This window comes from Aequorivita todarodis, from assembly GCF_028561335.1.
Classification (GTDB): Bacteria; Bacteroidota; Bacteroidia; order Flavobacteriales; family Flavobacteriaceae; genus Aequorivita; species Aequorivita todarodis.
On the sequence record NZ_JAQQTG010000016.1, the window covers coordinates 20,397 to 46,789 of the forward strand.

The window sequence follows — 26,393 nt, forward strand, 5'->3', positions numbered from 1 at the left end:
TGTTCGCAACTAAATTCATGCTTCTTATTATAAAACAAAAGCCCCCGCTTCGAAGAGGGGGTTGGGGGAGATGTCTTTTGGGTTGGAAGAATGATAACGATGGCGAGGCATGAGTCACATCCCTCCCAGCCTCCCTTCAAAGGGAGGAGCTTTTTCACAACTAAATTCATGTTTCTTATTACAAAACAAAAGCCCCCGCTTCGAAGAGGGGGTTTGGGGGAGATGTCTTTTGGTTGGAAGGATGGTAACAACTGAGAAGCGTGAGTTACATCCCTCCCAGCCTCCCTTCAAAGGGAGGGGTTTGTTCGCAACTAAGTTCATGCTTCTTATTACAAAACAAAAGCCCCCGCTTCGAAGTTGGGGTTTGGGGGAGATGTTATTTCCTCCTGAAAATTTTCTTAACCCTATCCAAAAGCGTAGGCGGCTTTATTTTTTCGTGATACCCATTGCCATAGCTACCATAACTGCCGTACCCATAGCCGTACCCATAGCCATAGCCATACCCATAGCCCCTGCCGCTCTTCTCAACATAACCGTTTAAAACAATGCTGATATGTTTCACTTCGCCCGTTTTATACTTTTCATTGACGAAGGTGAACATATTTTTATGGGTATAATTGAAACGGGCCATATATAGCGTGGCGTCCACGTGTTTCATCAGTTCCAAAGAATCCGATACCAGTCCTAAAGGCGGTGAATCAAGGATAATATAATCATAGCGCTCCTTGAGTGCATCTATAAGTTCATCCAACTTTTCGCTAATCAATAATTCCGATGGGTTTGGCGGAATGGGTCCGGAAGGAATCACATCTAGGTTCGCGATTTCGGTTTTTTGGATTACGGTGTCAATATCTGTCTCATCGATAAGATAGTTGACCACTCCCATGTCATTATTGATATTGAAATCGCCAAATATTTTAGGTTTTCTAAGGTCGAGACCTACCAAGACGGTCTTCTTCTCGCTCAAAGCAAAAACCGAAGCGAGGTTGATGGAACAAAACGTTTTTCCCTCCCCACTTACCGAACTGGTTACCAATACCGTTTTGGCGCCCTTAATGCCCTGCTTTTTATAGATGAACTGCAAACTTGAGCGAAGCGCCCTAAAAGCCTCGGCCATGGCAGACTTTGGTTTGGTAAGAACAACCAGGTTGCTTTCGATAGGGCTTTTTCCGATGATCCCCAACAATGGAATGGAGGTAATGCGGTTCAAGTCCTTCACATTGCTGATTTTGGTATCGAAAAACACCCGCAGGAAGACAAAGATCAATGGAAAGAAAAAGCCAAGCAAGCCGGCCATCATATAATTCAACTGCGTATTTGGGCCAATCTGTCCGCCGCCGGTATCTTTTGCGGAGTCAATGACCATCACATCGCTTACGTTGGCGGCTTTCACCAAACCAGCTTCGCTTCTTTTTGCCAGAAACAGATTGTAGGTACCTTGGCTCAGGTTGTAGCGGCGCTCAATGTTCAAAAGGTCCTGTTGTTCTTTTGGAAGTTTCCGTATTTCCCCCTCATAACGGCCAATATCGCGATTGATGGAGGCAAGTTCCTGGTTTTTCAAGCTTTTTGAGGAACGTATATTTTCCAACAAAACCGTTTTAACTGCGTTGATCTGTCGGTCAATATCGTTGAAAATGGGAGCGTCCTCCTTATAGGAATATTGAAATTTATTCCGTTCCTCGGCAAGGGCAACAATCTTTCCTACCCCGCTCACCACGCTAGCCTCTGAAATACCCGCCACCGATGGTGCGGGAACATCCCTGTAATCGGAACGGTTAATCAGGTAATCCTGAAGGGTGTTGAAGTAATTTAATTCGCGATTTACAGATTCCTTCCGCAGGTCGAGTTCGTTCAGTTTCGCGTTGATTTCAGAACCCTCACTTGCCAGATCGAAGATTGCATTCTTGTTTTTGAATTGGTTAAGCTCGTCCTGCACGTTAGAAAGCTCCTCCGATTTCTGCGCAAGACTACTATCAATAAACTTAATGGTCTTGGTAGCGAAAAGATTTTTTCGCTCCAGCATATCTTCGCTCAATACTTCCACGGAAGTATTCAGGTAATCTACCAATTGCGCCTTGTTGTTTCCGGTAAGCCTCATTTTTAATACCGAGGAACCCTTGCTTTCGGGATCAACGCGAATGCCCAAATACCGCTTTACTATGCCGTCATAGTTCCTAAAAACAATATAATAAGGCGTTCCCGGTCTTGACACTACATCTGGATTTGGCATAAAGGTGCCATTAAAAAAGGGCAACTTTATGTGCTCGCCTATTTTAAAATCCTGTGAAAACTCGCCGGCATCCACAAATTTCGAGCTGGTTTCCTTGGTGCTATAATTTTGCAGGCGAATGTTTCTGGCCTCTTCAAAGGAAACGCTTAAATTGAAGTTGACCGAATCCTTAAAAACAACTTTTATGGGCTGGTTCAGCATTTGCGGTTTGGTGGTGTCCACTTCCACAAAAAATGGGGTCTGTTTGTAAGCGTTTTCCTGTTGGTATTTTCCTTCCTTCAGATAGTCCATATAATATTGCAGGCGTTCCACAACCTTTTCGTTGTGCGAACGGGACTGCAAGGTAATGACGGCTGTATTCACCTTGTCCGTTGTTCCTCCCCAATTAAAGGTAAGACTGGTATTGGTGGTAAAAAAGGGGTTTTGGTCGTCCTTGATGGAAACCATATTCTCCATTTGGTAAATGGGCAATTTGCGGACGTTGATGTAATAGGCAATGGAAAAAGCAATGGCCAAGGAAACCAGAAACAATGGCCAATGGTGCAAAAGCTTAAAGAGAAAACCCTTAAAGTCGAATGTGGTATGGGTTTCGTTAATTTCGAATTCCTCGCTCATGTTTTTATAATCTTGTAAACAATAAAATGGTTGTAACCAAGGCTGTGGCAACCGTAACGATGGTCGTGAAAGACTGAAGCCCAGTGGTTCCCGTACCCAGGGATTTTTGCGGCAATGGGTTTATCAAAATCAGGTCGTTCGGTTTAATGTAATAATAAGGCGAATTCATTGCTTCCAGCTTGGTAAGATCTATATGGTGCACTTTTTGTCCGGCAGGGTATTGGCGGATAATGACCACATCGCTCCTATCGCCCGTAAGCTGGATATCGCCGCTGTTGGCAATGGCTTCCATAATGCTCACTTGGTCGCGATAAATTATTCTGGAACCCGGACTGCCTATTTCGCCATTAATGGTATAGCGGATTCCCGCCAATTTCACGGTAACAAAAACATTGGCCTCGGCCTTAAAATAATCTTCCAGTAAGCGCGCTTCCAGTTTTTCCCGAACCTCATCTACCGTATAGCCCAAAACGTTTATTTCTCCCAAACTTGGAATACGAATGTTGCCGTGATCATCAACTACAAAACCGTCATAGTACAACTTTTCCTCTCCCGTAGCATTGGGGTTGGCATCGCTTATAGGGTTAAAGATCCCCACGGTTTCTTGGTCCAGTGCCTTTACGCGAATGCTCAAAAGGTCATTAATCTGAAGTCGGTACGGTTCCTGCCTTTTCCGCAAAAGCGCCAAAGTATCGGCACTGCTGGTGTTTTCCTGTAAATAGGTGAGTTGTTTGGTGGTTACACAGGAAGTGGTGCAAACTACAACAATTAAAAACAACAAATACGTAAGCTTCATAAAGGGCAGGATTGTTAATGGACAAATATAAAGTAACGCATTTAAAATATTCAAAATTCACGGTTCAAAATTCAAGATTCAATATATCGACTGTATTCGGGGAGGTAAATCTCAAATTCCATCCGGATAGCTCACGGGACCCGAATTAACGAATATGTCACCCTGAGCGCAATCGAAGGGCACTATTTCATTACATTTGCCGAAAATATAAACCGTGAACTACCTTTCAGTAGAAAATATCTCCAAGTCCTTCGGGATGCGGGTTTTGTTTGAAAATATTTCCTTCGGAATAAACGAGGGGCAAAAAATAGGCTTTGTGGCCAAAAACGGCACCGGAAAAACTTCGCTTTTGAATATCATTGCCGGAAACGACAATGCCGATACCGGAAACGTCGTTTTCCGAAAAGGCCTAAAAATTGCCTATCTGCCGCAGGAACCGGATTTGGATCCGAAACTTACCGTGGAACAGACCATCTTTTCCTCAGATAATCCCATCCTGAAAATTATTGAAAATTACGAGCACGCCATTGAAAACCCAGACGATTCCGAAGCCTACCAAAAAGCGTTTGATGCGATGGATGCCCACCACGCCTGGGATTTTGAGACACGCTACAAACAGATCCTCTTTAAACTGAAAATGGAAGACCTCCACGCAAAGGTTTCAACCCTAAGCGGCGGACAGAAAAAACGTTTGGCATTGGCCAATGCTTTGCTCACAACCCCAGATTTGTTGATAATGGATGAGCCCACCAACCACTTGGATCTGGAAATGATCGAGTGGCTGGAAAATCTGTTTGCAAAGGAAAATTTCACCCTGTTTATGGTTACGCACGACCGTTATTTTTTGGAACGGGTCTGTAACGAAATTGTGGAATTGGACGAAGGCACGCTTTACAGCTACAAGGGAAACTACAGCTATTATCTCGAAAAACGCGACGCGCGGATAGAAAACGAGGCCACCGAAACGGGAAAGGCGAAGCAGCTTTTCAAAAAGGAACTGGAGTGGATGCGCCGCCAACCGAAAGCGCGGACCACCAAAAGCAAAAGCCGGATTGACGATTTCCACGAAATAAAGGATCGTGCCAGCAAACGCCGCAACGACCACCAAGTGCAACTGGAACTGAACATGGAGCGCATGGGCACCAAGGTTGTGGAACTTCACAAAATATCAAAATCGTTTGGCGATAAGGTATTGTTGGACAAGTTTGAATATAACTTTAACCGCGGCGAACGTGTAGGGATTATCGGAAAAAACGGTACGGGAAAATCGACGTTTTTGAATATTCTTACCGGAGCGATGAAGCCTGATTCCGGAAAGGTAGTCGTGGGCGAAACCGTGCAGTTTGGCTACTACACCCAGGCTGGAATAAATATAAAGGAAGGTCAAAAAGTTATTGATGTGATCCGCGAATACGGTGATTATATTCCGTTGAAAAAAGGCCGGCAGATTTCGGCATCGCAGCTTTTGGAACGCTTTCTTTTCGACCCCAAGAAGCAATACGATTTTGTGGAAAAACTGAGCGGGGGCGAACGCAAACGGTTGTATTTGTGCACGGTGCTTATCAAAAATCCAAACTTTTTGATACTCGATGAGCCTACGAACGATCTCGACATTGTAACCTTAAATGTTTTGGAAAGCTTCCTTTTGGACTTTCCCGGTTGCCTTTTGGTAGTGAGCCACGACAGGTATTTTATGGACAAGATTGTGGACCATCTTTTTGTTTTCAGGGGCGATGGCGAAGTGGAGGATTTCCCGGGAAATTATACAGACTTCAGGGTTTATGAAGACAGTAACATACAGGAAAAACGAGAAGCCAGCGAAGCAGCTCCAAAGGTGAAAAAGGATTGGAAGCAGGATTGGAAGCAGGATACGAGCCCTGCAAAACTGAGCTATAACGAGCAGAAGGAATACCAAAAACTGGAGAAGGAAATCGCAAACCTTGAAATGGAGCGCGAAACGCTTCAAAATAAATTCGCCACCGAAAATTGGGACGGCGAAGAAATAGACAAGCAGTCCATAAAACTTCAGGAAATTATAGACACCATTGAAGCGAAGGAAGAACGCTGGTTTGAGCTTTCGGCGAAAATGGAGGGATAATTTATTGTTATTATTTATTGAAAGCGCTGCGTTCTCTGCGCCTCTGCGGTGCTATTTTACCGCAAAAGCGCAAAGAGAAGAAAAGAATTATATTTGAATTATGCTTCTACACATAACACTTAACGCTTAACACATAACGCTTAACACTTAACGCTTAACGCCTAACCATTAACTTCGCCCGTGATCCACCAATCAAAAAGCTACATAAAATTCATCCGCCTTTCCAAAAACCGGCACGGCGTTCACTCGCCTTTTGTATATGATTTGGTGACGAAGTGTTTCAACGACAAAAAAACATATCCCGAATACGAAATTCTGAAATCGCACCGAAAAGCCTTGCGAAGTGACACTTCAATGGTAGAAATGAAGGATTTTGGCCAAGGTTCCCGTGTTTTTAAAGGCAATGCCCGTAAAGTTTCGGCAGTAGTCAAAAATGCGGGAATGCGTAAAAAACGGCAAAAGTTGCTTTTCCGAATTGCGAAATATTTCAACAGTGAAAACATCTTGGAATTGGGAACTTCACTGGGTTTGGGAACGGTGGCGCTATCGCTTTCCAACGAATTTTCCGCGATACATACGGTGGAAGGCTGCCCAAATACCTTATTAAAAGCACAGGAATATTTTGAAAAATTCAATTTGCACAATATTCAAATTCACCAAGAAATCTTCAGCGATTTCCTTTCAGAATCCCGAAGCTTCGGGACGGAAACGTTCGATTTAATCTTTATTGACGGCGATCACAATGGCGAGCGCACCTTGGGCTATTTTCATTCCCTTTTAAAACATGTGCACAACGATTCCCTCATCATTTTTGACGATATTTATTGGAGTAAGGATATGACGGCGGCGTGGCAGCAAATAATCGCGAACGAAAAAGTAACGGTAAGCATCGATACATTTCAATGGGGACTGGTTTTTTTCAGAAAAGAACAGCCTAAACAGCATTTTATGATAAGGGTTTGAGTAGGGGAGTTTATGAGTTTATGGGTTTATGGGTTTAAAGGAAACAAAACTTGGCGACTTGGCAGGTTTGCGTGCAAATTTTTCTCGCCAAGGCACTAAGCATATTAGATTAAATTAAAGTTTTTGCGTTGCATTTGGGATTTGGTCCCGATAGGTATCGGGATTGGGATTTGGAATTTAAGTTTTTGGAATTTGAAACTTATCCATTTGTAACAACCCACGTATCTTTACGTCTTACAAACAATAGTAATTTAAAAAAAGCCCCCTTTGGGGGAGTTAGGGGTCTATGAGCTTAGTTATAAAAATTAGAAACATCACCCGCGATTTCCCGCTTGGGAACGAAATAGTCAAAGTTTTAAAGGGAATAGACCTGGACATCGAGCGCGGCGAATACGTTGCCTTGATGGGCCCGTCCGGTTCCGGAAAATCTACTTTAATGAACCTTTTGGGTTGTTTGGACACGCCTACTTCCGGCAGCTACGAACTAAACGGAAAGAACGTGAGCAATATGACCGATGATGAATTGGCCGAAATACGGAACAAGGAAATAGGCTTCGTTTTCCAAACCTTTAACCTGCTCCCCCGCACCACCGCCCTCGAAAATGTTGCGCTCCCAATGGTTTATGCGGGCGCCTCAAAAAGCGAACGCACCGAACGTGCCAAGCAGGTGTTGACCGATGTGGGCCTTGCAGACCGAATGGATCACAAACCCAACCAACTCTCCGGCGGACAGCGCCAACGTGTTGCCGTGGGTCGGGCACTGGTAAATCGTCCCTCCATCATTTTGGCAGATGAACCAACGGGGAACTTAGATTCAAAAACTTCGGAAGAAATAATGAATCTTTTTAACGACATCCACAAAGCGGGAAATACCGTAATAGTAGTAACCCACGAGGAAGACATAGCCGAACGTGCCCACCGTATTATTAGGCTTCGGGATGGGATGGTGGAAAGTGACACGAAGAAAGAAGTAATGAGTCGTGATTTGTGATTTGTGATTTGTGATTTGTGATTTGTTAATTCGGGATTCTTTGCTCTTTGTTCTGTGTTCTGTGTTCTTTCTACTTCGTTTAAAATGTTTCTAATTTCCAATTTCGTATTTCCTTCTTTGTACTTTATCTTTGAACCATGACTCTCGATTTTTCAAACCCCCTCGTTTTAATAATTGGCGGCATTTTACTGCTTGCCATTCTCTATTTTTGGAACAAGCGCAACGCTTCAAACCAAAAAGCACGTCGCAATAGAAATTTCCGAAGCGGTTATTACGAACGGAAAAAGGAACGGGATGAAAAGAGTAAGCAGTAATCAGTTTCAGTTCGCAAGGATTAGCTTGTTTTATTCTTAAGCTTATTCGTAACTTTGAAAGACCATAAATTTCAAAACAATAAATCACAAACCTAAATGAAAATATATACCAAAACCGGCGATGCAGGCACTACTGCCCTTTTCGGCGGCACGCGGGTTCCCAAGCACAACATTCGCATAGAAAGTTACGGTACCGTGGATGAACTCAATTCAAACATTGGAATGATACGCAGCCAAGAGATTGATGCGCACAGCAAGGAAATATTGATACAAATTCAAAATAGGTTGTTCACCGTAGGTTCAATTTTAGCCACGGATCCCAAAAAAGCGGTACTCAAAAGCGGGAAGGAACGATTGAACATTCCAAAGATTGACGAAGAGGATATCACTCTATTGGAAACTGAAATGGACAAAATGAACGAAGCCCTGCCAGCCCTGACCCATTTTGTGCTGCCCGGCGGAAATACCGCCGTGTCATATTGTCACATTGCCCGCACCGTCTGTCGCAGGGCAGAACGTCGCGCCACGCTTCTAAATGAAAAAGAACCTATTGACGAAAGGGTAATAAAATATTTAAACCGACTATCTGACTACCTCTTTGTGCTGGCACGAAAGTTGTCTAAGGACACAAACGCGGAAGAGACGCAGTGGATTCCGAAGAAGTTGTGAATTGTTTGAGTTATTGGGTTATTGGGTTATTGGGTTATTGGGTTATTGAGTTATTGAGTTATTGAGTTATTGAGTTATTGAGTTATTGAAATAAACGAAAAGTAACCGATCGCCTCCGTTTCAACTAAATAACTTGTTAATAAATAACTTTATAACTTACTCGTAATCAACACAAAACAAACGTTCTTTAAAATAGTGCAGAAATAATTTGGATTTTTCTTGACTTTTTAATCTAAAAAATTACTTTTGCAGAAAATTAAAACCTAAAGTGCTATGTACTGGACATTAGAATTAGCATCCTATTTGAGCGATGCGCCCTGGCCCGCAACCAAAGACGAATTGATTGATTACGCGATCAGGACCGGTGCTCCACTGGAAGTAGTGGAAAACCTTCAGGCTATTGAAGACGAGGGAGACTCCTATGACTCTATTGAAGAGATCTGGGCAGACTACCCGACCGACGATGATTATCTTTGGAACGAGGATGAATATTAATCCCAAGGTTTTGGGAAACAACTAAAAATAATATAAAAAGTCTCTTTTACGGGGCTTTTTTTTATTTAAAAGCTTTTAAAATATCGCCACGAATTCACGAATAATTGTATAAAAAACATTCGTGAATTCGTGGCAAGAAAACAAAATTGACAAAACAGTGCTGCCCGGCAACACTTCAAAATAAGTAAAGGCACATAATCAGGTGCCCCAACAAAATAAATAATCATGGGAATATTAGATAACGTACTAAAAGTTTTTGTAGGCGATAAATCAAAAAAAGACATCAGCCAGATTCAGCCGCTGGTTGAAGAGGTAAAGAAACACGAAGCTGCAATAGAAAAACTCTCCCACGATGAACTGCGGGCCAAGTCAGATTTCTTCAGAAAAGAAATAAAGGATGCACAGAAAGATGTGCAGGACCAAATAGATGCCCTTGAAAAACAATCGGAGGAAGAGCAGGACATCAACAAGAAAGAAGACTACTACAACCAGATAGACAAACTGAAGGAAGACCGCTACGAAATTGAAAAAGCGACCCTTTCCAAAATACTTCCCGAAGCCTTTGCCGTGATGAAAGAAACCGCAAAGCGATTTAAAAACAACGAAACCATTACCGTAACCGCAAGCCCCTTTGACCGGGAAATTTCCGCAGATAAAGACTACGTAACCCTTGAGGACGATAAGGCCATTTGGAAAAACTCCTGGGATGCCGCCGGAAAGCCCATTACTTGGGATATGGTGCACTACGACGTTCAGCTTATTGGCGGGGTAGCACTGCACGAAGGAAAAGTAGCCGAAATGCAAACGGGGGAAGGTAAAACCTTGGTCGCCACACTGCCAATGTACCTCAACGCCCTTGCAGGAAACGGCGTACACCTTGTAACGGTGAACGACTACCTGGCAAAGCGTGACAGTGCGTGGATGGCCCCCTTGTTTGAGTTTCACGGGATGACCGTGGATTGTATTGACAACCACCGCCCCAATTCCGCGGCGCGGAGAAAAGCGTATTTGGCCGATATTACCTACGGGACCAACAACGAATTCGGTTTTGATTACCTGCGTGATAATATGGCGCATTCGCCAGACGATCTTGTACAGCGCCCGCACCACTACGCTATCGTGGATGAGGTGGATTCGGTATTGATTGACGATGCTCGTACCCCGCTTATCATTTCCGGGCCGGTGCCAGAGGGCGATCGCCACGAATTCAACGAGCTGAAACCAAAGATCCACGACATCGTGGAAGTACAGAAAAAATATTTGAACGGTGTATTGGCCGAGGCCAAAAGACTTATAAAAGAAGGCGACGAAAAAGAAGGCGGGTTCCAGTTGTTACGCGTATATCGCGGGTTGCCGAAGAATAAGGCACTTATAAAATTTCTTTCGGAAGAAGGGGTAAAACAAATACTCCAAAAAACCGAAAACCATTATATGAGCGACAACAACCGCGAGATGCCAAAGGTTGATGCCGAGCTCTATTTTGTGATTGACGAAAAGAACAATCAGATAGAACTCACCGATAAAGGCGTGGACTATCTTTCTGGGGAAGGCGATCCCGATTTCTTCGTAATGCCTGAGATTGGAACTGAAATTGCCAAGATTGAAAACAAAGGGCTTCCAAAAGAAGAGGAAGTAGCACAGAAAGAAGAACTTTTCCGTGAATTCTCGGTAAAAAGCGAACGCATCCACACCATGAACCAATTGTTGAAGGCCTACACGCTATTTGAAAAGGACGATCAATATGTGGTAATGGAAAACAAAGTATTGATCGTGGACGAGCAGACCGGCCGTATTATGGACGGCCGTCGTTATAGTGATGGACTTCACCAAGCGATTGAAGCAAAGGAGGACGTGAAGATTGAGGCGATGACCCAAACTTTTGCTACCATTACACTCCAGAATTATTTCAGGATGTACAACAAACTTTCTGGAATGACGGGTACCGCGGTAACGGAAGCCGGCGAACTTTGGGAAATCTACAAACTGGATGTAGTTGAAATTCCAACCAACCGCCCCATTGCACGCCACGATCGTGAAGATAAAATTTACAAGACAAAACGTGAAAAATACAATGCCGTAGCGGAAGAAGTTACAGCACTTTCACAAGCCGGACGCCCTGTTTTGATCGGGACCACTTCTGTGGAAATTTCAGAATTATTGAGTCGAATGCTGAGTATTCGAAACATCCCGCATAACGTGTTGAACGCGAAACTCCACAAACGCGAGGCAGACATTGTTGCCGAAGCCGGAAAGAGTGGCGTGGTAACGATAGCCACCAACATGGCCGGTCGTGGTACGGACATTAAACTGAGCGACGAAGTGAAGAAAGCCGGCGGCCTCGCCATCGTGGGTACCGAGCGCCACGATAGTCGTCGCGTGGACAGACAGTTGCGCGGGCGTAGCGGCCGTCAGGGAGACCCGGGAAGCTCGCAGTTTTACGTGTCCTTGGAAGATAACTTGATGCGTCTCTTCGGAAGTGAGCGGATTGCAAAGATGATGGACCGTATGGGCCTGAAGGAAGGCGAAGTGATCCAGCACAGTATGATTTCAAAATCCATTGAGCGCGCACAGAAGAAGGTGGAAGAAAACAACTTCGGGATCCGAAAGCGTTTGCTGGAGTATGACGATGTGATGAACGCCCAGCGCGAGGTGGTTTACAAAAGAAGATACCACGCTCTTTTTGGCGACAGGCTTCGTGTAGATATCGCCAATATGATCTACGATACCGCCGAAGTAATTGCAGAAAACAACAAACTGGCACAGGATTTCAAGAATTTTGAGTTTGAATTGATCCGTTTCTTCAGTATGAGTTCTCCCATTTCCGAAAGGGAATTTGAGAAAATGGATGCCAAGGAAATTGCGGGAAAGGTTTACAAGGCAGCCTACATTCACTATCAGGACAAAATGGCGCGCAATGCCGAAATGGCCTATCCGGTAATCAAAAATGTGTACGAAACTCAGAAAGACAAATACAAACGGATTTTGGTTCCCTTTACCGATGGCGTAAAAACCCTGAACGTGGCCACCGATCTTGAAAAGGCTTATGAAACCGAAGGAAAGCAACTGGTAAACGATTTTGAAAAGAACATTACCCTTGCAATAATCGATGATTCGTGGAAAACGCACCTTCGAAAAATGGACGAGTTGAAACAATCGGTCCAGCTTGCGGTACACGAGCAAAAAGACCCGTTGCTTATCTATAAGTTTGAAGCTTTTGAACTCTTTAAGGCAATGATTGAAAAGGTAAACAAAGAAGTAATTTCGTTCCTCTTCAAAGGAGAGCTTCCGCAGGAAAACCAGCAGCAAATACAAGAGGCACGCGAGGTGCGCAAAAAAGAAAAATTAAGCGAGCAGAAAGACGAAATCCCGAACATGGACGAGCGTGCCGCCCAGTCGCGCGCTGCGGGAAATACACAATCCCAGCACCAACAGGTAACCGAGACCATTGTTCGCGAACACCCAAAGATAAACCGCAACGACAAAGTGACCATCAAGCACGTAATGAGCGGCGAGAACAAAACGATGAAGTACAAACAGGCCATTCCGTTGCTTGATAAGGGCGATTGGGTGCTTGTGGATGATTAGTTTTATGGACGTAAGATAAATTGATCTTAGAATATAAGACTAAAAAGAGCAAAATTCAATATTACAACTTTGACAAAGTTTAAAACTTTGTCAAAGTTTTTTTATTTAAGAAAGTGGTACTTGCAGTATAACCCCAAAACCTTTTTCGGTCCTTATTTTTAGTTGGCTATTCATCTTTTTGGCGCGCAGTTCCATATTGGTAAGGCCAAGCCCTGAAGTTTTTATATTTTCGTTCATACAGCCATTGTCCTTAATCTCCAAAAAAAGCTCGGTTTTGGAATAGTTTAGCGTAATTTCCACCCTATCGCCATTGCAGTGTTTTATACAGTTGGTAATAGCTTCCTTAAAAATAAGATACACATTTTGGCGGATAAAAGGATTCAACTGTTGGTCTGCTTTTATTTCTCTCCCTTTTTTAAAGTGAAAAGACAACTGCTCATTATTTTGAAAAACATCCGTTGCAAAATCCTTCATCCGCGACAGCAAACTGCCCATGCTGTCTTTTTTGGAATCGATACTCCAAACGGTGTCGCGCATGCTGCCCATCGCTTCCCTACTAAGGCTGCCAATACGTTTTAGTTTTTCGCTATCAGCTGCTATGGCTTTTTTTGCCAATATTTCAGATTGCATGGCTACGGCCGTTAATATGCTGCCCACGTCGTCGTGAAGATCGCTGGATATTTTGTTGCGCAGCCCCGCCAGTTCACGTTCCTTTTGTAAGCGTAAGCGATACCGGTAACGTATCAATAATGCCATCAGTATTATTAAAAGCACTACAAAAGCCAACTGCGAATACCACCGCAAATACCAGTATTGGGCTTTTTTAATGGTTAGAGCTTTAATTTTTTGGGGAGAATTTACGGTTCTGATTTCAAGATTGTAGGTTCCCGGGGCAAGCCCTACAAGATTTAGCTTTCTTTCTTTGGAATAGTCGCTCCAATTGGTGTTTATACCTTTAATTCTGTGGCTGTACAAAACCTCCTTTTCTTCCTGGAGCGCTGCGTAATCAATTTCTATGTTCACATCATTTGGAGAGAGCTCCAAGGTTGCAAGCTGGTTTATCCCTTCCGATATATAGCGATATTTTCCGTTATCATTAAAAATTGAAATTAAATTTATTCGAATGTCTTTATCTTTTTCCCTTTTCACGTCCCACTCTAAATCTTGTGGAAAAAATGAATACAAACTTTTTGTAGTTCCCATATAATATTTACCATCGGAAGCTTTTAGGAAGGAATTCCTGTTGAATTCCACATTTGCCAGCGGATGGCCTTTCACAAGTTCAAAATAGTTGCCCGTTTTTTTATTGAACCGGATCAGGCCGTTGTCCGTTCCCAAATAAAATTCATCCTCTGACAGTGGGACAATAAAGAAAACTTCCCTATTTACTAAATTTTGGGTATCCATACCATCCGGAAATTCAAAGACTTTTACGGTTTCATCCTCAGTATTAAATGCTCCCAAACCGTTGGAGCCAGCATACCACAAAATAGGAGGGTCTAAAAACAGATGGTTCACTCCTGTTTCTCGATTGGTTTTTAGAAAGGAAGCATTGTAATTTTTATGGACTTTCCCTTTTTTTGTCATAAGGGTAATACCGTTAAAACGACTAGCAACAAAAAGGTTTTTCCCCTGCGCATCTTCAATAATCGAGTTGATGAGATTAAACCGTACTTCGGGGTGTCCCGTTACGTCAAAAGTATAATTAAAGGATTCTTTTTCAGAAAGATTATAATATTGAAGTTTGTTTGTGCCCCAGGTATAAAACCAAAGGCTGTCCTTCTTTAAAAACTGTGTGGTATGTGCGTAGAACTCCTGCTTGGAAAAAGGTCTTAGCGTATGGTCCTTAAAATTCAAAAGGGTATTGTTCCAAATAATATCGTCATTGTAAGCCTTGATACTAAAAGTACTTGTAAAATTTACATCGGGGATTTTTGGAATTTGAGATATTTCGAAATTTTTGGTTCCTGCTGCTTTTTTTGCTATTTCGGCCGTATAATAGGTAACATAAATATTGTTATCTGAGTCTTCTGTAAGGGCTCGAAAGCTGGTGTCTTCCGTAATGCCATTTATAGTTTCCTTAAAAAACGCCTCGTTTTTAGGCTTTGCCTCCAACTTATATATCTTATTGGGTTCCAATACCATGATACTGCCGTCTTCTTTTATCAATATTCCATTTTCTATCAATAAGATATAATTCTCGGCATCCGTAAGGGAGCTTTCCCCATTTTTATGTATCTGTTGATAGGTTTTGGAAATGGTATTATACCTAAACAATCCCTCCCCCCTAAAACATAGAATAGTGTCTTTTTTGACGACAAAAGTAGAGAATGATGACTTAAAGGCATTTGGCAGGGTATAATAATGGGTCAATCTTTCCTCATTAAAATCCCATTTCATTAAAGTGGAGGTTTTTTCGTTCATCAAAAAATAGTCATTGGCGTCACTATAGGTACTGGGCCAATGCCCCCATCCCTTTGTAATATCAATTTTAGCAATCAATTCTCCCTTTAGGGATAAAACCGTAAGCATAGTTTCGGTCAACAGAAAAATACTGTTTTTAACAATGTTCATTTCAACCAATCTATCGTCGATACCATTGACCTTGGGCATTTCAAAAATGGCGTGTTCCACTTTATCTTTTCCCCTTTTATGAAGCGTGTATCTATTTGATTTCCTATTAATACTTGTATAATAAAGTGCATTATACCTGTCCACCTGAAATAGAAGTTGCCCATTTGGGATAGCAGTAAGTATCGGGATGGTATCAATTACCTTCCGTTTGTCAGGGTTGTAAATTATGAGCAGGTTATCCTCCAAAACGGCGGTAATAAGATTTCCCGTTTTGTCCTTTATAAGCCCATAAAAATTTGAAGAAATATCCTTTTTTAAAATCGGGTATTTCTCAGAGCCATTGAAAAAACGTTGGGAAGTACTGCCGTCAAACTGCCAAAGGCCATTATCGGTAGCGAACCATACATACCCTTCCCTATCCTCTTGCGCTTGGTCAATATTCAGTCGCATATCGGAAATGCCCAAAGGAATTTCAGAGAGCTGGTAGGTAGGTTTAATTTTTTTATGCGCTGAAGTTTGGGCAGGCAGTGTGACTGCTGCCCATACAAAAAACATATACCCCAAGAATATATTCTTTGACATGTTGCGAATGTATGAAAATTATCTTGAGCCACATCTTTATGTGGTTGAAACACTATGGTTTGCACCCTAAGTTTGTTTGAATACTTCTAACCAAAATTCCGATTATGAAAAAATTTCGAACAATTCATTTTTATCCGCTCTTTTTCATCGTATTGTTTGTATTTACAGTAGGTTGTACAAAAGACGATTCTTCTACGGCACTCGACGAAGAAACGCTCGAAGATCCCAGCAATACCGCAGGACGCTTCTCTGAATTTCTCAGTTGTGAAATCATTTCGGTGCCCAGTACGGTGGGTTTGAGTACGTATTACAAAAAATATCTCAACTGCTCAGGGATACCGATTATCGGCTCAGAAGCGGTTCCTGATGAAGCTCTTTATGCCGCTAATGAAACCTTAGCGTTTATGCTTACCGGATTGGGCAGTGTGCGCGCCAAACTGATACGGGATGGTAATTATATAGCCCTATACCCCGAAGGAGGGCATATTAGCGACCTACCCGAACCCTTTTTGGCAACAAATGAAAATACTGGAGCATATACTTGGATCGGTTCGGGACCAAACGACTTAAGGGCCTTGGCCTGTGATGTTCCGAGTATCTTATGTTATCCCGATGGCCCGGTGGGACATGTTTTGGTCCACGAAATAACCCATATGATCCACGTAGGAGCTTTAAGATTGATAGAAAGTTCTTTTGAAAGTGAGTTAGAATCCATTTACAACCAATCGCTTGCTAGTGGAAAATGGAACAATACATATGGCACTAGCCACCATTCAGAGTTACTTGCAGAGGCAGTTACCATTTATTACGGAGTAAACTGGATAGGCCCCCTGGGCGGCGATGGCTTAAGAAATGAAATAGGTACACGGGCACAGTTACAGGATTACGACCCTGCACTTTACAATTTTATAAACAATCATTTTAATAATTCCACCGCAATACCCGGATGCAGGGAGCCTGTTATTTCTGGGGCCACGGCCAATTGCCCGGCTACCGTGACCGATATGGATGGAAACGTTTATGAAGTTGTAAACATTGGCTCCAGGTGTTGGATGAAAGAAAACCTAAGGACCACAAGATATAGGGACGGTTCCCCTATACCCAATATTACAAACAATGGGGAGTGGCAAAACGCCACAATGGGTGCCTGGGCAAATTATGAAAATAATACCGGCAACGATGCTATATATGGCAAATTGTACAATGGTTTTGCCTTAAAAAACGAAAAATTATGCCCTGAAGGGTGGTATGTACCTTCCCTGCGAGAGGTTCAGGATCTCATACAATATTCAGGAGGCGATTATGCGGCAGCCAATCTTAGAAGTCTCGATCTGTGGAATCAATCGGGAATAACGGCAACCAATAGCAGCGGGTTTACCCTATTGCCCTCGGGCATGCGTATCAGCAGCGGTTCGTTTCAACATATGGGGTATGCTGCCCTTATTGGCTCAAAAACACAAACCGACCAACGCCCGTTCACATTGTATTCCAAAAATGTTATGGCGGATCAGGAATTTATTTTTCTTGGGGATGGCGATAACACCTTGGGTGTTTCCTGTAGATGTGTTAAAGTGGCAAATTGAAATCATGAATTTAATATACCACGGTGCTGAATGGCTGTTTAAACCCACCACATCTTTATGTGGTTGAAACGCCTTGTTTACTGCCGTAGTTTTGTATCAACAACTAAACAATTTATTAACCATTAAACTTTTAATTATGAAAAAAATGTACTTTTTGGCCTTTTTGGCTTTCAGTTTTGCTTCAACAGTTTCCGCACAGATTTATTTTGAAAACTTTGAAGGTTTTAATCTTGGTGATATTTCTTCACAAAGCCCGCACTGGAGAACCTGGTCCGGTGCTGAGGGCGGTCCGGAAGATGCAGATGTGGTAAGTGGTGGGCAGGAAGGGGCTAGATCGTTAATGATTGATGGCTCCCAAATTACCGACCAACTTCTTTTAATTCCCGGCAACCCTACTTCAGGGAGCGTTAATGTGGGTTTTTATTTGGCCATACATCCAGGTAAAGGTTTTTACTTTAATATGCAGGCTGCCCTTACTCCGGGCTCAGACCCGTGGCAACAAGCCATTATGGGAGGAAATGTTTATTTTAACTGCGATGGCAATAGCGACGGCATAGGTATAGTAACCAGCACCGTAGATTGCTCAGCCCCAGAGCAGACATTCAGCTATCCTGTGGACACCTATTTTAGGGTAACCCTCTATTATGATCTCGACAATGAAACATGGTCTATGCGTATCAATTCCAATTTGGTTTTTGAAAACCAACCATTTGAATTCGGGGGCCAAAACTTTGAATCGCTCGCCGCCATTGATTTTTATTCTGCTACACCCCATAATGAAGGCTTTATAGATGTAGTGGAAATAAATCAAACCCTTGGGACAGAAGATTTTGATCAAGACACATTCTTTATCTATCCCAATCCGGTAAAAGATGTTTTGACCGTTCAGTCAAAGGAAATGGTCGATTCAGTTGAAATATTTGACCTGCTCGGAAAATTGGTGCTCTCCCAAAAGCCCAACTCCATTTCGCCTTCCGTTAACATTAGTAGCTTAGCTCCCGGTTCCTATCTGGCAAAAGTTACCATTGGCGATGCTTCAAAAACACTAAAGATTATTAAACAATAGTGCGATTTCACAAATTGAAATAAAAAAACGCTACTATATTTTTTGTTTTCCATTGATAGTAAAGGCTCTCAAGGGTTTATGGCTTGAGGGCTTTTTTTAACTACCTTTAAAAACTGATTAAACTTATGGAACACATATACTTAGCCATTATAGAGGACGATATTCTTATCAGGGAATCGCTAGAGAGTTATTTGGGCGAGAACAAAAGCATTGAAATAAATTTTATTGCCAACAGCGTTGAGGATTTTTTAAAAACAATCGATGTTTCGCGAAATCCCAAAGTAGATGTTATCCTGCTGGATATCGGCCTTCCGGGTATTTCTGGGCTGGAAGGCATTCGCCCCATTCGGGATAAGTTGCCAAAAACAAACATCATAATGCTCACCACCTACGAAGAGGACGACAAGATTTTCAAGGCTCTTTGTGCGGGCGCTGTTTCGTATATTTCAAAAAGAACTTCGCTTACCAAAATTGAAGAGGCCATTATCACAATCTTCCGTGGGGGCTCCTATATGTCGCCTTCCATTGCCAGAAAAGTGATCAATTATTTTGCACCTACCCAAGAAAAGGAAGAAAGCAAGTTAACGCTTCGGCAAGAACAGATTGTACAGGGCATCTTGGACGGCCTAAGCTATAAAATGATAGCCGACAGGTATATGATTTCAATAGATACCGTTCGGGATCATATAAAAAAAATATATTTAATCCTAAACATCCATAGCAAGGGCGAACTCATAAATAAAATGCAGGGCAATTCTTTATAAAAAAACTATCTTTAATCGAAATTATAAAAACGATTAAATCCTTCAATGAAAAAAATATTTATAGAGTTTAAATGGGCCATTATCTTTACCATTGCTATTCTCTGCTGGATGCTGCTGGAAAAAACGCTGGGCTGGCATGAAGAACAGATTGCAGACCACCAATGGCTTACCCTCTTTTTTGCGCCCTTCGCAATATTGATGTATTTGTTGGAAATGCGCGAAAAAAGAAGAAGGGTCTATAATAGGGAAATGACCTGGCTGCAAGGGTTTATTTCTGGTGTCATCCTCAGTATTTTTATTGCGCTGCTTTCGCCTTTGGCACAATACATTACCCACAATTACATTACGCCGGAATACTTCAACAACGTGATTGAATATTCCGTTACCAACGATCTAATGACGCGTACCAAGGCCAATGACTATTTCAACATAAACAGCTATATGTGGCAATCTGCTTTTGGGGCCCTGGGTTTTGGAATTGTACTAGCGGCAATTGTCGCTCTTTTTGTTCGGAAAAAATAGTGCGAAACGGAATCAAAATTTTCAAATTAATAAAACCTCTTTTCAAGAATATACTTCCTTTTGGAATATTTAATTGCCTTATATTGAATACAATACTTATCGCTTGACATTTTTTTTCATAATTTAGCTTTTAAATCAACATTTAAAAATCACACAATCATGAAAAACCTAATTTTAGCAGTATCGGTATTTGCATTATGCTTCGCTTCCTGCAAAAACGAACCGAAAGAATCAATGGAAGCCGACAACTCAGTTGTCATGGACAGTATTGTAACAGAAGAACCCGAAACCCCTGAAGTCCCTATGGATTCCGTGGCAATGCAAAAAGCTTGGGAAGCCTATATGACTCCGGGCGAGCCCCATAAAAGGATGGCTGCCGAGGAAGGCAAATGGAACGACGAACTGACCTTTTGGATGGGTCCCGATGCGCCTCCCGAAAAAGCAACCGCAACCGAAGAGATCAAGATGATCTTGGGCGGCCGTTATCAGGTTAGCACCTTCATGGGCGAAATGATGGGAATGCCCTTTGAGGGGCGGGCCACACTTGCTTATGATAACGCTACCAATGAATATATTTCCACTTGGATTGACAATATGGGCACCGGTCTGTCCGTAATGCGCGGCAAATATGACGAGGCCAGTAAATCCACCACCCTTACCGGCACGATGGTAGATCCCATGACAGGGAAAGAAAAGCAGACAAAACAGGTCTATACCATTATAGATGACAATACCCGAAAAATGGAAATGTTTGAAACTGCCCCGGGCGGTGGAGAATATAAAAACATGGAAATTGTGATGAAAAGAGGATAGTAATTTTTAGAGCAATCCGGTAAAATTATTTTAAGAAACCTTGTTTGCATACTGCAGACAGGGTTTTTTATTTTAAAAATAGATTTCCAAATTCCGCTGAAAATTTAACTTTATGTATCTTGTGGCATTGATACCTCGTTAAAACATGCGCTCTATTTTTTATATGTTTTTGATGTTCCTGGCAGGTCTGGTTGCTTCTGCCCAGGACGATAGCGATTATAAGGATATGTTAGCGAATGCCGAAGCGGTTCTATATACCCAGCCCGAAGAAGCCATCAAAATAGCAAACCACGTACTGCAAAATTCAAAAAACGCCAACCAACTAATCCAGGCAAACCTGCTTAATACTACTGCCTATTATATAAAAGGCGAATTTGAAGATGCCGTAAAAGCAGGGGTTGAAGCAAAAGTAATTGCAGAATCAATTGAAGCCATTCCTTTACAACTAAAGGCAACGGTTGCCTCCATCCCTCTACTCTACCATTTGGGCCTCGATAAAGTTGCGGAACGATATTACGGGAATACGAGTGTTTTGGCCTCAACCCTAAACACGGAAACGACCCCTCTTTATCTTAAAGGCGGAAAGGCACTGCTAAACGCATATAAAGAAATGGGGCAAGACAACTGGCAGCAAGCCCTAAAAGATTTTAACCGGGCAAATACCTTTTTTGAGAAAATTCCCGAAAAAACCTTGGCAAACGAGAACAACGCAACCATGGCAACCCTTTATGCAAAGGTTTACAACACAGATGCCGCGCAAAAACATCTTGAGGCCCTTCTTGAGAAAACAGCGGGCGAACACCCCAATAATTACCTAAAAATGGTAGTGTTGAACCAATTGGGCGAATTGTTTTTCCTGAAACAGGACTACTCCAAATCTATTGAATCGTACCAGACTGCCTTGCAAATTGCAACTCAGTTCCAAAACAAAAATTACCAATCCCAGATTTCAGAGAATCTTTCTTCCGTTTATTTGGCCTTGAAGGACGCCCCACAATTTTATTCGTATAAAAAAACAGCGCAACAGTTTGACGATGAGATAGAAGCAGCGGATGACCAAGCAGTAAACGCTATTTACAATTACGTGAACAATAACAATACAACAAAAAGGGACAGTTTAAAAAAAATGTTCACAAGAAACTTGCTGATACTCTCGGCAATTTTCTTTGCAATTTTATTGACCTATATTCTTCTTCGTTTCCGCTACCGAAACAGGGCCAGACAATACAACCGTTTTTTAAACTATATTGAAAACAGGCAAAAACCAATAGAAACCCTTCCTTTAAAAGAGGTTTCAAAAGGGCTCAACATCCCGTTGGAAACAGAAAATGCACTGGTTGGCAAATTGGCACAGTTTGAAAAATCCAAGCAGTTTACCAAGCAGGATATGTCCTTGGCATCACTGGCAGCACATTTTGACACGAACACCAAATACCTTTCGGAAGTGATAAATTCCCATAAGGGGAAAAATTTCAACAGTTATATCAATGAGCTTCGAATCAATTACATCATAGACAAACTAAAGAGCAATAGCACCTATCTGCAATATAAAATAAGTTATTTGGCCGAAGAGAGCGGTTTTTCTTCCCACAGTAGTTTTGCCACTGTTTTTAAGGCAGTCACGGGAATTCCGCCAACCGTTTTTATCGACCTTTTGAAATCTTCAAAGAAAACTTCGAAACCTATTTATGAAGAAGTGGAATAAACATAGGGCCCTATTTTTCCTGGCAGGATGCTTCTTTTTTGTGCAAATGGTGCATTCACAAAAAGATGTGGACAGCATCTTGAAGGTAGCCGGGAAGCAGATTTATGAAAATCCAGAAGAGGCCATCGCGCTTTCGCACGAAGCACTTAAAAGTCCAACGATTACCGTTAAAAATAAAATAAACTCCCTGCTCACCATTTCCACGGCGTATTCTTCAAAAAGAGATTATGAAAAGGCTTCGGAATATATTGTTCAGATCAATGGGCTCATCCCAAAAATAAATGATGATTTGACAAAGATGAATATCCTAAACAGGATTGGCGCACATTACCAAGAACTCCAGATTTACGATAAGGCCCTGGAATATCTCGATGAAGCCATGGCGTTGATAAAAAAATATCCCAAGCAGGATTCGGTGCAGCATTTTCTGGGCTATAATTCCATATTGCGGGGGTTTATATACCGCAAACAGACCAACTGCGATGTTGCCCTAAAATATTTTGACGAGGCCATAGAAGCATACAACAAGACCACGATAGAAAAACCAATTATGAATGCCAACCTGAGCATTTGTTATTACAATAAAGGAAATTGTTTATTATCGCTAAATAAACCGGTTGAGGCAAAGGAAAGCTTTCTAAAATCCGTAGCGCATGCCCAAATTGTTGATGCCAAAAGTTTGATCGCCTTTGGGAAAAAAGGATTGGCCGAAACCGAGACCCAAAATGGAAACTACAAAGAGGCCTTATCGCTGCTCACCGATGCCCATGCATTATCAAATACGGTGGGCGATCTTGTTCTAAACCGCGAAATTTATGAAGGACTTGCCAATAATTACCTCTTTCTCGGCGATTGGGATAATTATATACTTTATCAAAATAAATATGTAGCGATAAAAAAGGCAAATAAAATTTCCGAAAGAAAAACCATCAATCAGTCCCTGATAGCTTTAACCGAAACCAAAGCGGAAGAAATTGAGCAGCTCCGAGCATATTTCAGACCCCTTCAAATCATCTTCATAATCATTATTACAATTGCGCTTTTTTTACTTATCCGCTCGGTAATAATTTGGGAAAGGGACTTAAAAAAGTTAGAAAACAGGTTAAAAAGTTAGTTTTTTAACGCTTTCCTCTGCAGCGAAACAAAATTCCCAAAAAACTACACAACCTCTTGATATATAGGGTTTTTTGGTTTTATTCTACCTTTTAAAATTCACGAATTTCAAAAGGTATCTCCTTTTATTATAGTATTTACCCACCTACTTTAGCCTTCAGATAAAACAAAATCAATTAAAATTTTATTACGATGAAAAAAATTATTCTTCTATTAATGGTATGCGCTTATGGATTGTGCATCGAAAGTGCTTCGGCCCAATTTGTGGTAAAGCCTACTTTTTTTGAAACCCAAGGCGTTTCTAACGATGGTGTTGTTTCTGGATACGAAGCCCAAGCAGGGCCCTATTCTCTTTGGAACGCAGACACAAATACTTTTGAACAAATTGGCGGTGCTGCCCCAGGACTTGGAGTAGGTGGCGGCGTACGGTTTTCAGCGGATGGAAATCTACTATCCGGCACTTCCTACATAGACGTTACCACCCCAACCGAATGGGAGAAACTGAATACCGGACATAACTATATATTCACAGGTATTGAATTCCCAGACAACCAAAACTCGCTCGGTTTTGCGGCAGGGCAATCTGTAACATACAATGGCGACGGAATTATTTTGAGAACCTACGATGCCGGGGATAGTTGGGAACAACTCTGGACAGGCACCAATCAGGGTATCGAGGGAATAAGTTTCCCCGATTCCTATACAGGGTATGTTGCTGGATGGAGTGCATACGCGGCAAAAACCACCGATGCCGGAAATACCTGGACCCCAATGACGCCCGGAACGGATATTTGGTACTATACCGATGTTGTTTTCAAAGATTGGCAAAATGGAATTATAGGTGCTTTCCCCAACAGTGCACCAGGCATAATATATTACACTTCAGATGGAGGTAGTACCTGGACGCCAGCTACAGGTGTTGATGCAATTCCAGACCAACTGACTTATGTGGGTGGCGATACGTATTTTATGATATCAACCGGAGGGACCATCCAAAAATCAACGGATAATGGCGCAACGTGGACTACGGTACTTTCAGGTGCCGGTGTCTTGGCCGGCATCGAATTTTATGATATGAATACCGGTTTTGCCGTGGGCGATGACATCGTGCTAAAAACTACAGATGGAGGCACTACCTGGCAAACCATTACTGTGGCAAACAGCCCCGGACCCATCTGGCGCGATGTAGCTTGGCTGGATGCGGACCACGTTACGCTCGTGGGAACTCCGGAAGTTATTTTTTCCTCTGAAGATGGTGGTGAAACCTGGCCGATCAATAATTTAGGAACTTCTACTTTTAACGAGGCACTCTATGAAGTTGTTTATACGCCCAATGGCCGAGGCTTTATTTTTGGATCACAGGGAGTAATGTTCAGAAAGGAATCTGAAAACAACACCTATTCCATACAATCCATGTATAACGCAACCAGTGACGAATGGACCGTTCTTGGCAGTTTCGATTTCCCAGTGGACAACAATCTAAGCTCGGGCTATAATATTTCTGCAGATGGAAGCACCGTTGTAGGAAGTGCGTATGTTGAGCCAACTCAGGGAGAACCAGGGCTGCCGGTACATGCCACAGCATGGACTGCTGCAGACGGCCTTGTGGATTTGGGAAGCCTTTACACAAACATCAACCGTAGCACCAGAGCCAACGCCGTTAGTGGTGATGGAAATGTAATTGTTGGCTGGCAGGATTTCAACGGCCCCTGGAAATCGGCTGTTTGGCGCAAGGATGCCAACGGCAATTGGTTGCCGAATGAATATCTGTTACTCGACCCAAATGGCGATCCAACTGATGAGTTTAACCAATTGGGCGAGTGCAGCGCTATCTCTGCAGATGCAAACTGGATTGGAGGCCGTGGTGATTATGCCAACAATGGGGAACCATGGATATGGAGTGAAGCTACCGGTTATATGTCTTTGGGCACTTTGGCTCCGGGCAGTACTGGGAATGTTACGGGTATAAACTACGATGGTAGTATTGTAATCGGGTATTTTCAAATTGGCCCTTGGGATCCAAACGTTCCCTTTATATGGACCGCAAGTGGCGGCTTGCAAGAATTCAATGCATTCGTGACCGATACCTTAGGTTACACTATGGACGCAAGCCCAATATGGGTTCCAAATGCAATTTCTTTTAACGGAGAATACATTACAGGCTGGGGATATGACCCTACCATTGGTCCGTGGGGCGATTTATTTACATACCGCGTTCAGCTCCCAACCGTCCCTACAAACGATGACTGTGTTGATGCCATTCCATTGGCATGTGGCGACTTGGTTACCAATTCTACCATATTTGCTACAAATTCTGGCGGAAATGCCTCACCGGATGTGTTTTATTCATACACGGGAACAGGAGCTGCAGAAACCATTACGCTAAATGCCTGCGGGCCTGATACCAACTTTCCAACTACCGTGAGGGTTTATAGCGATTGCACATTGACAACCCAAATCGCTTTCAACGACAGTTCTTGTGTTAATCAACCTGAGCTGTCCTTCGAATCTGACGGGACAAGCACCTATATTATTATGATTGAAGGATATGATGATACCCAAGCCGGGAATTTCCAGTTGGAACTAACCTGTGAAATTCTTGTTGGCATTCAAGAGAACGAATTGCAAGGCTTAACCTTATATCCAAATCCCGTGACTGATGTGCTGCAAATAACCGCAAAAGAAGAAATTGGTTCCATATCGATCTTCAATGTAAACGGACAGCAATTATTGAACAAAGACCTCAACAGTATGCACGGCGAAATAGACTTGGCCGCACTTACAACAGGAATCTATTTTGCAAGGGTAACCGCAAACAATGCAACAGAAACTTTCAAAATCGTAAAAAACTAATAGTTAATAGTAATTTTTTTCATAGTTAATATTTAGGTTTTGAATAAACCGCCCTCGTTTTG

18 protein-coding genes are annotated in these 26,393 nt (G+C 42.4%); 15 read left to right on the top strand and 3 right to left on the bottom strand.

The window, feature by feature from the left end; all coding sequences use genetic code 11:
- Positions 1 to 376 precede the first annotated feature (376 nt).
- A complete protein-coding gene (locus tag POV26_RS06135; RefSeq protein ID WP_272855594.1) occupies positions 377 to 2,845 on the bottom strand; it encodes a polysaccharide biosynthesis tyrosine autokinase in 2,469 nt (822 codons plus the stop codon).
- Positions 2,846 to 2,849: 4 nt separating this feature from the next.
- Positions 2,850 to 3,641 (bottom strand): polysaccharide biosynthesis/export family protein, encoded by a 792-nt coding sequence (locus tag POV26_RS06140; RefSeq protein ID WP_272855595.1) that lies wholly within the window; start codon positions 3,639 to 3,641, stop codon positions 2,850 to 2,852.
- A gap of 214 nt (positions 3,642 to 3,855) precedes the next feature.
- Here POV26_RS06140 and POV26_RS06145 point away from each other — a divergent pair, with 214 nt between their 5' ends.
- The 7 genes from POV26_RS06145 (at position 3,856) to secA (ending at position 12,756) form a co-directional block, all read left to right on the top strand.
- Positions 3,856 to 5,739, top strand: coding sequence for an ABC-F family ATP-binding cassette domain-containing protein (locus tag POV26_RS06145; RefSeq protein ID WP_272855596.1), 1,884 nt, complete (start codon positions 3,856 to 3,858; stop codon positions 5,737 to 5,739).
- A 180-nt stretch (positions 5,740 to 5,919) separates the two neighbouring features.
- Positions 5,920 to 6,702: an O-methyltransferase gene (locus POV26_RS06150; RefSeq protein ID WP_272855597.1), complete on the top strand. Its 783-nt coding sequence runs from the start codon at positions 5,920 to 5,922 to the stop codon at positions 6,700 to 6,702.
- 286 nt (positions 6,703 to 6,988) lie between these two features.
- Positions 6,989 to 7,693, top strand: a complete 705-nt coding sequence (locus POV26_RS06155; RefSeq protein ID WP_272855598.1) for an ABC transporter ATP-binding protein — start codon at positions 6,989 to 6,991, stop codon at positions 7,691 to 7,693.
- A 137-nt stretch (positions 7,694 to 7,830) separates the two neighbouring features.
- The gene (locus POV26_RS06160; protein ID WP_272855599.1) at positions 7,831 to 8,007 is read left to right on the top strand and encodes a hypothetical protein; all 177 of its coding nucleotides are present in this window, start codon (positions 7,831 to 7,833) and stop codon (positions 8,005 to 8,007) included.
- A gap of 96 nt (positions 8,008 to 8,103) precedes the next feature.
- Entirely contained in the window at positions 8,104 to 8,676 is a 573-nt protein-coding gene (locus POV26_RS06165) for a cob(I)yrinic acid a,c-diamide adenosyltransferase (RefSeq protein WP_272855600.1), read from the top strand.
- Between the two features lie 273 nt (positions 8,677 to 8,949).
- Positions 8,950 to 9,171 carry a DUF2795 domain-containing protein gene (locus POV26_RS06170; RefSeq protein WP_014782927.1) on the top strand — a complete coding sequence of 74 codons (222 nt, stop codon included), beginning with the start codon at positions 8,950 to 8,952 and terminating at the stop codon, positions 9,169 to 9,171.
- Positions 9,172 to 9,396: 225 nt separating this feature from the next.
- Positions 9,397 to 12,756: a preprotein translocase subunit SecA gene (gene secA, locus POV26_RS06175; protein ID WP_272855601.1), complete on the top strand. Its 3,360-nt coding sequence runs from the start codon at positions 9,397 to 9,399 to the stop codon at positions 12,754 to 12,756.
- A gap of 105 nt (positions 12,757 to 12,861) precedes the next feature.
- On the opposite strand, the gene POV26_RS06180 is transcribed toward secA, so the two are convergent.
- Positions 12,862 to 15,912 carry a sensor histidine kinase gene (locus POV26_RS06180; RefSeq protein WP_272855602.1) on the bottom strand — a complete coding sequence of 1,017 codons (3,051 nt, stop codon included), beginning with the start codon at positions 15,910 to 15,912 and terminating at the stop codon, positions 12,862 to 12,864.
- A gap of 104 nt (positions 15,913 to 16,016) precedes the next feature.
- Between POV26_RS06180 and POV26_RS06185 the strand changes: the two genes are divergently transcribed.
- From POV26_RS06185 to POV26_RS06220, 8 genes are all read left to right on the top strand, one after another.
- Positions 16,017 to 17,495: a fibrobacter succinogenes major paralogous domain-containing protein gene (locus POV26_RS06185; RefSeq protein WP_272855603.1), complete on the top strand. Its 1,479-nt coding sequence runs from the start codon at positions 16,017 to 16,019 to the stop codon at positions 17,493 to 17,495.
- A gap of 136 nt (positions 17,496 to 17,631) precedes the next feature.
- Positions 17,632 to 18,561 carry a T9SS type A sorting domain-containing protein gene (locus tag POV26_RS06190; RefSeq protein WP_272855604.1) on the top strand — a complete coding sequence of 310 codons (930 nt, stop codon included), beginning with the start codon at positions 17,632 to 17,634 and terminating at the stop codon, positions 18,559 to 18,561.
- A gap of 125 nt (positions 18,562 to 18,686) precedes the next feature.
- Positions 18,687 to 19,325 (top strand): response regulator transcription factor, encoded by a 639-nt coding sequence (locus tag POV26_RS06195; RefSeq protein WP_272855605.1) that lies wholly within the window; start codon positions 18,687 to 18,689, stop codon positions 19,323 to 19,325.
- Positions 19,326 to 19,370: 45 nt separating this feature from the next.
- Positions 19,371 to 19,847 (top strand): DUF4199 domain-containing protein, encoded by a 477-nt coding sequence (locus POV26_RS06200; protein WP_272855606.1) that lies wholly within the window; start codon positions 19,371 to 19,373, stop codon positions 19,845 to 19,847.
- A 159-nt stretch (positions 19,848 to 20,006) separates the two neighbouring features.
- Entirely contained in the window at positions 20,007 to 20,660 is a 654-nt protein-coding gene (locus POV26_RS06205) for a DUF1579 domain-containing protein (protein WP_272855607.1), read from the top strand.
- Positions 20,661 to 20,805: 145 nt separating this feature from the next.
- On the top strand, positions 20,806 to 22,365 hold the full coding sequence (locus POV26_RS06210) for an AraC family transcriptional regulator (protein WP_272855608.1): 1,560 nt from the start codon (positions 20,806 to 20,808) through the stop codon (positions 22,363 to 22,365).
- Positions 22,349 to 23,479: a tetratricopeptide repeat protein gene (locus POV26_RS06215; protein WP_272855609.1), complete on the top strand. Its 1,131-nt coding sequence runs from the start codon at positions 22,349 to 22,351 to the stop codon at positions 23,477 to 23,479. The genes POV26_RS06210 and POV26_RS06215 overlap by 17 nt, the downstream gene beginning before the upstream one ends.
- 191 nt (positions 23,480 to 23,670) lie before the next feature.
- Complete coding sequence (locus tag POV26_RS06220) at positions 23,671 to 26,331, top strand: YCF48-related protein (RefSeq protein WP_272855610.1); 2,661 nt, start codon at positions 23,671 to 23,673, stop codon at positions 26,329 to 26,331.
- Positions 26,332 to 26,393 lie beyond the last annotated feature (62 nt).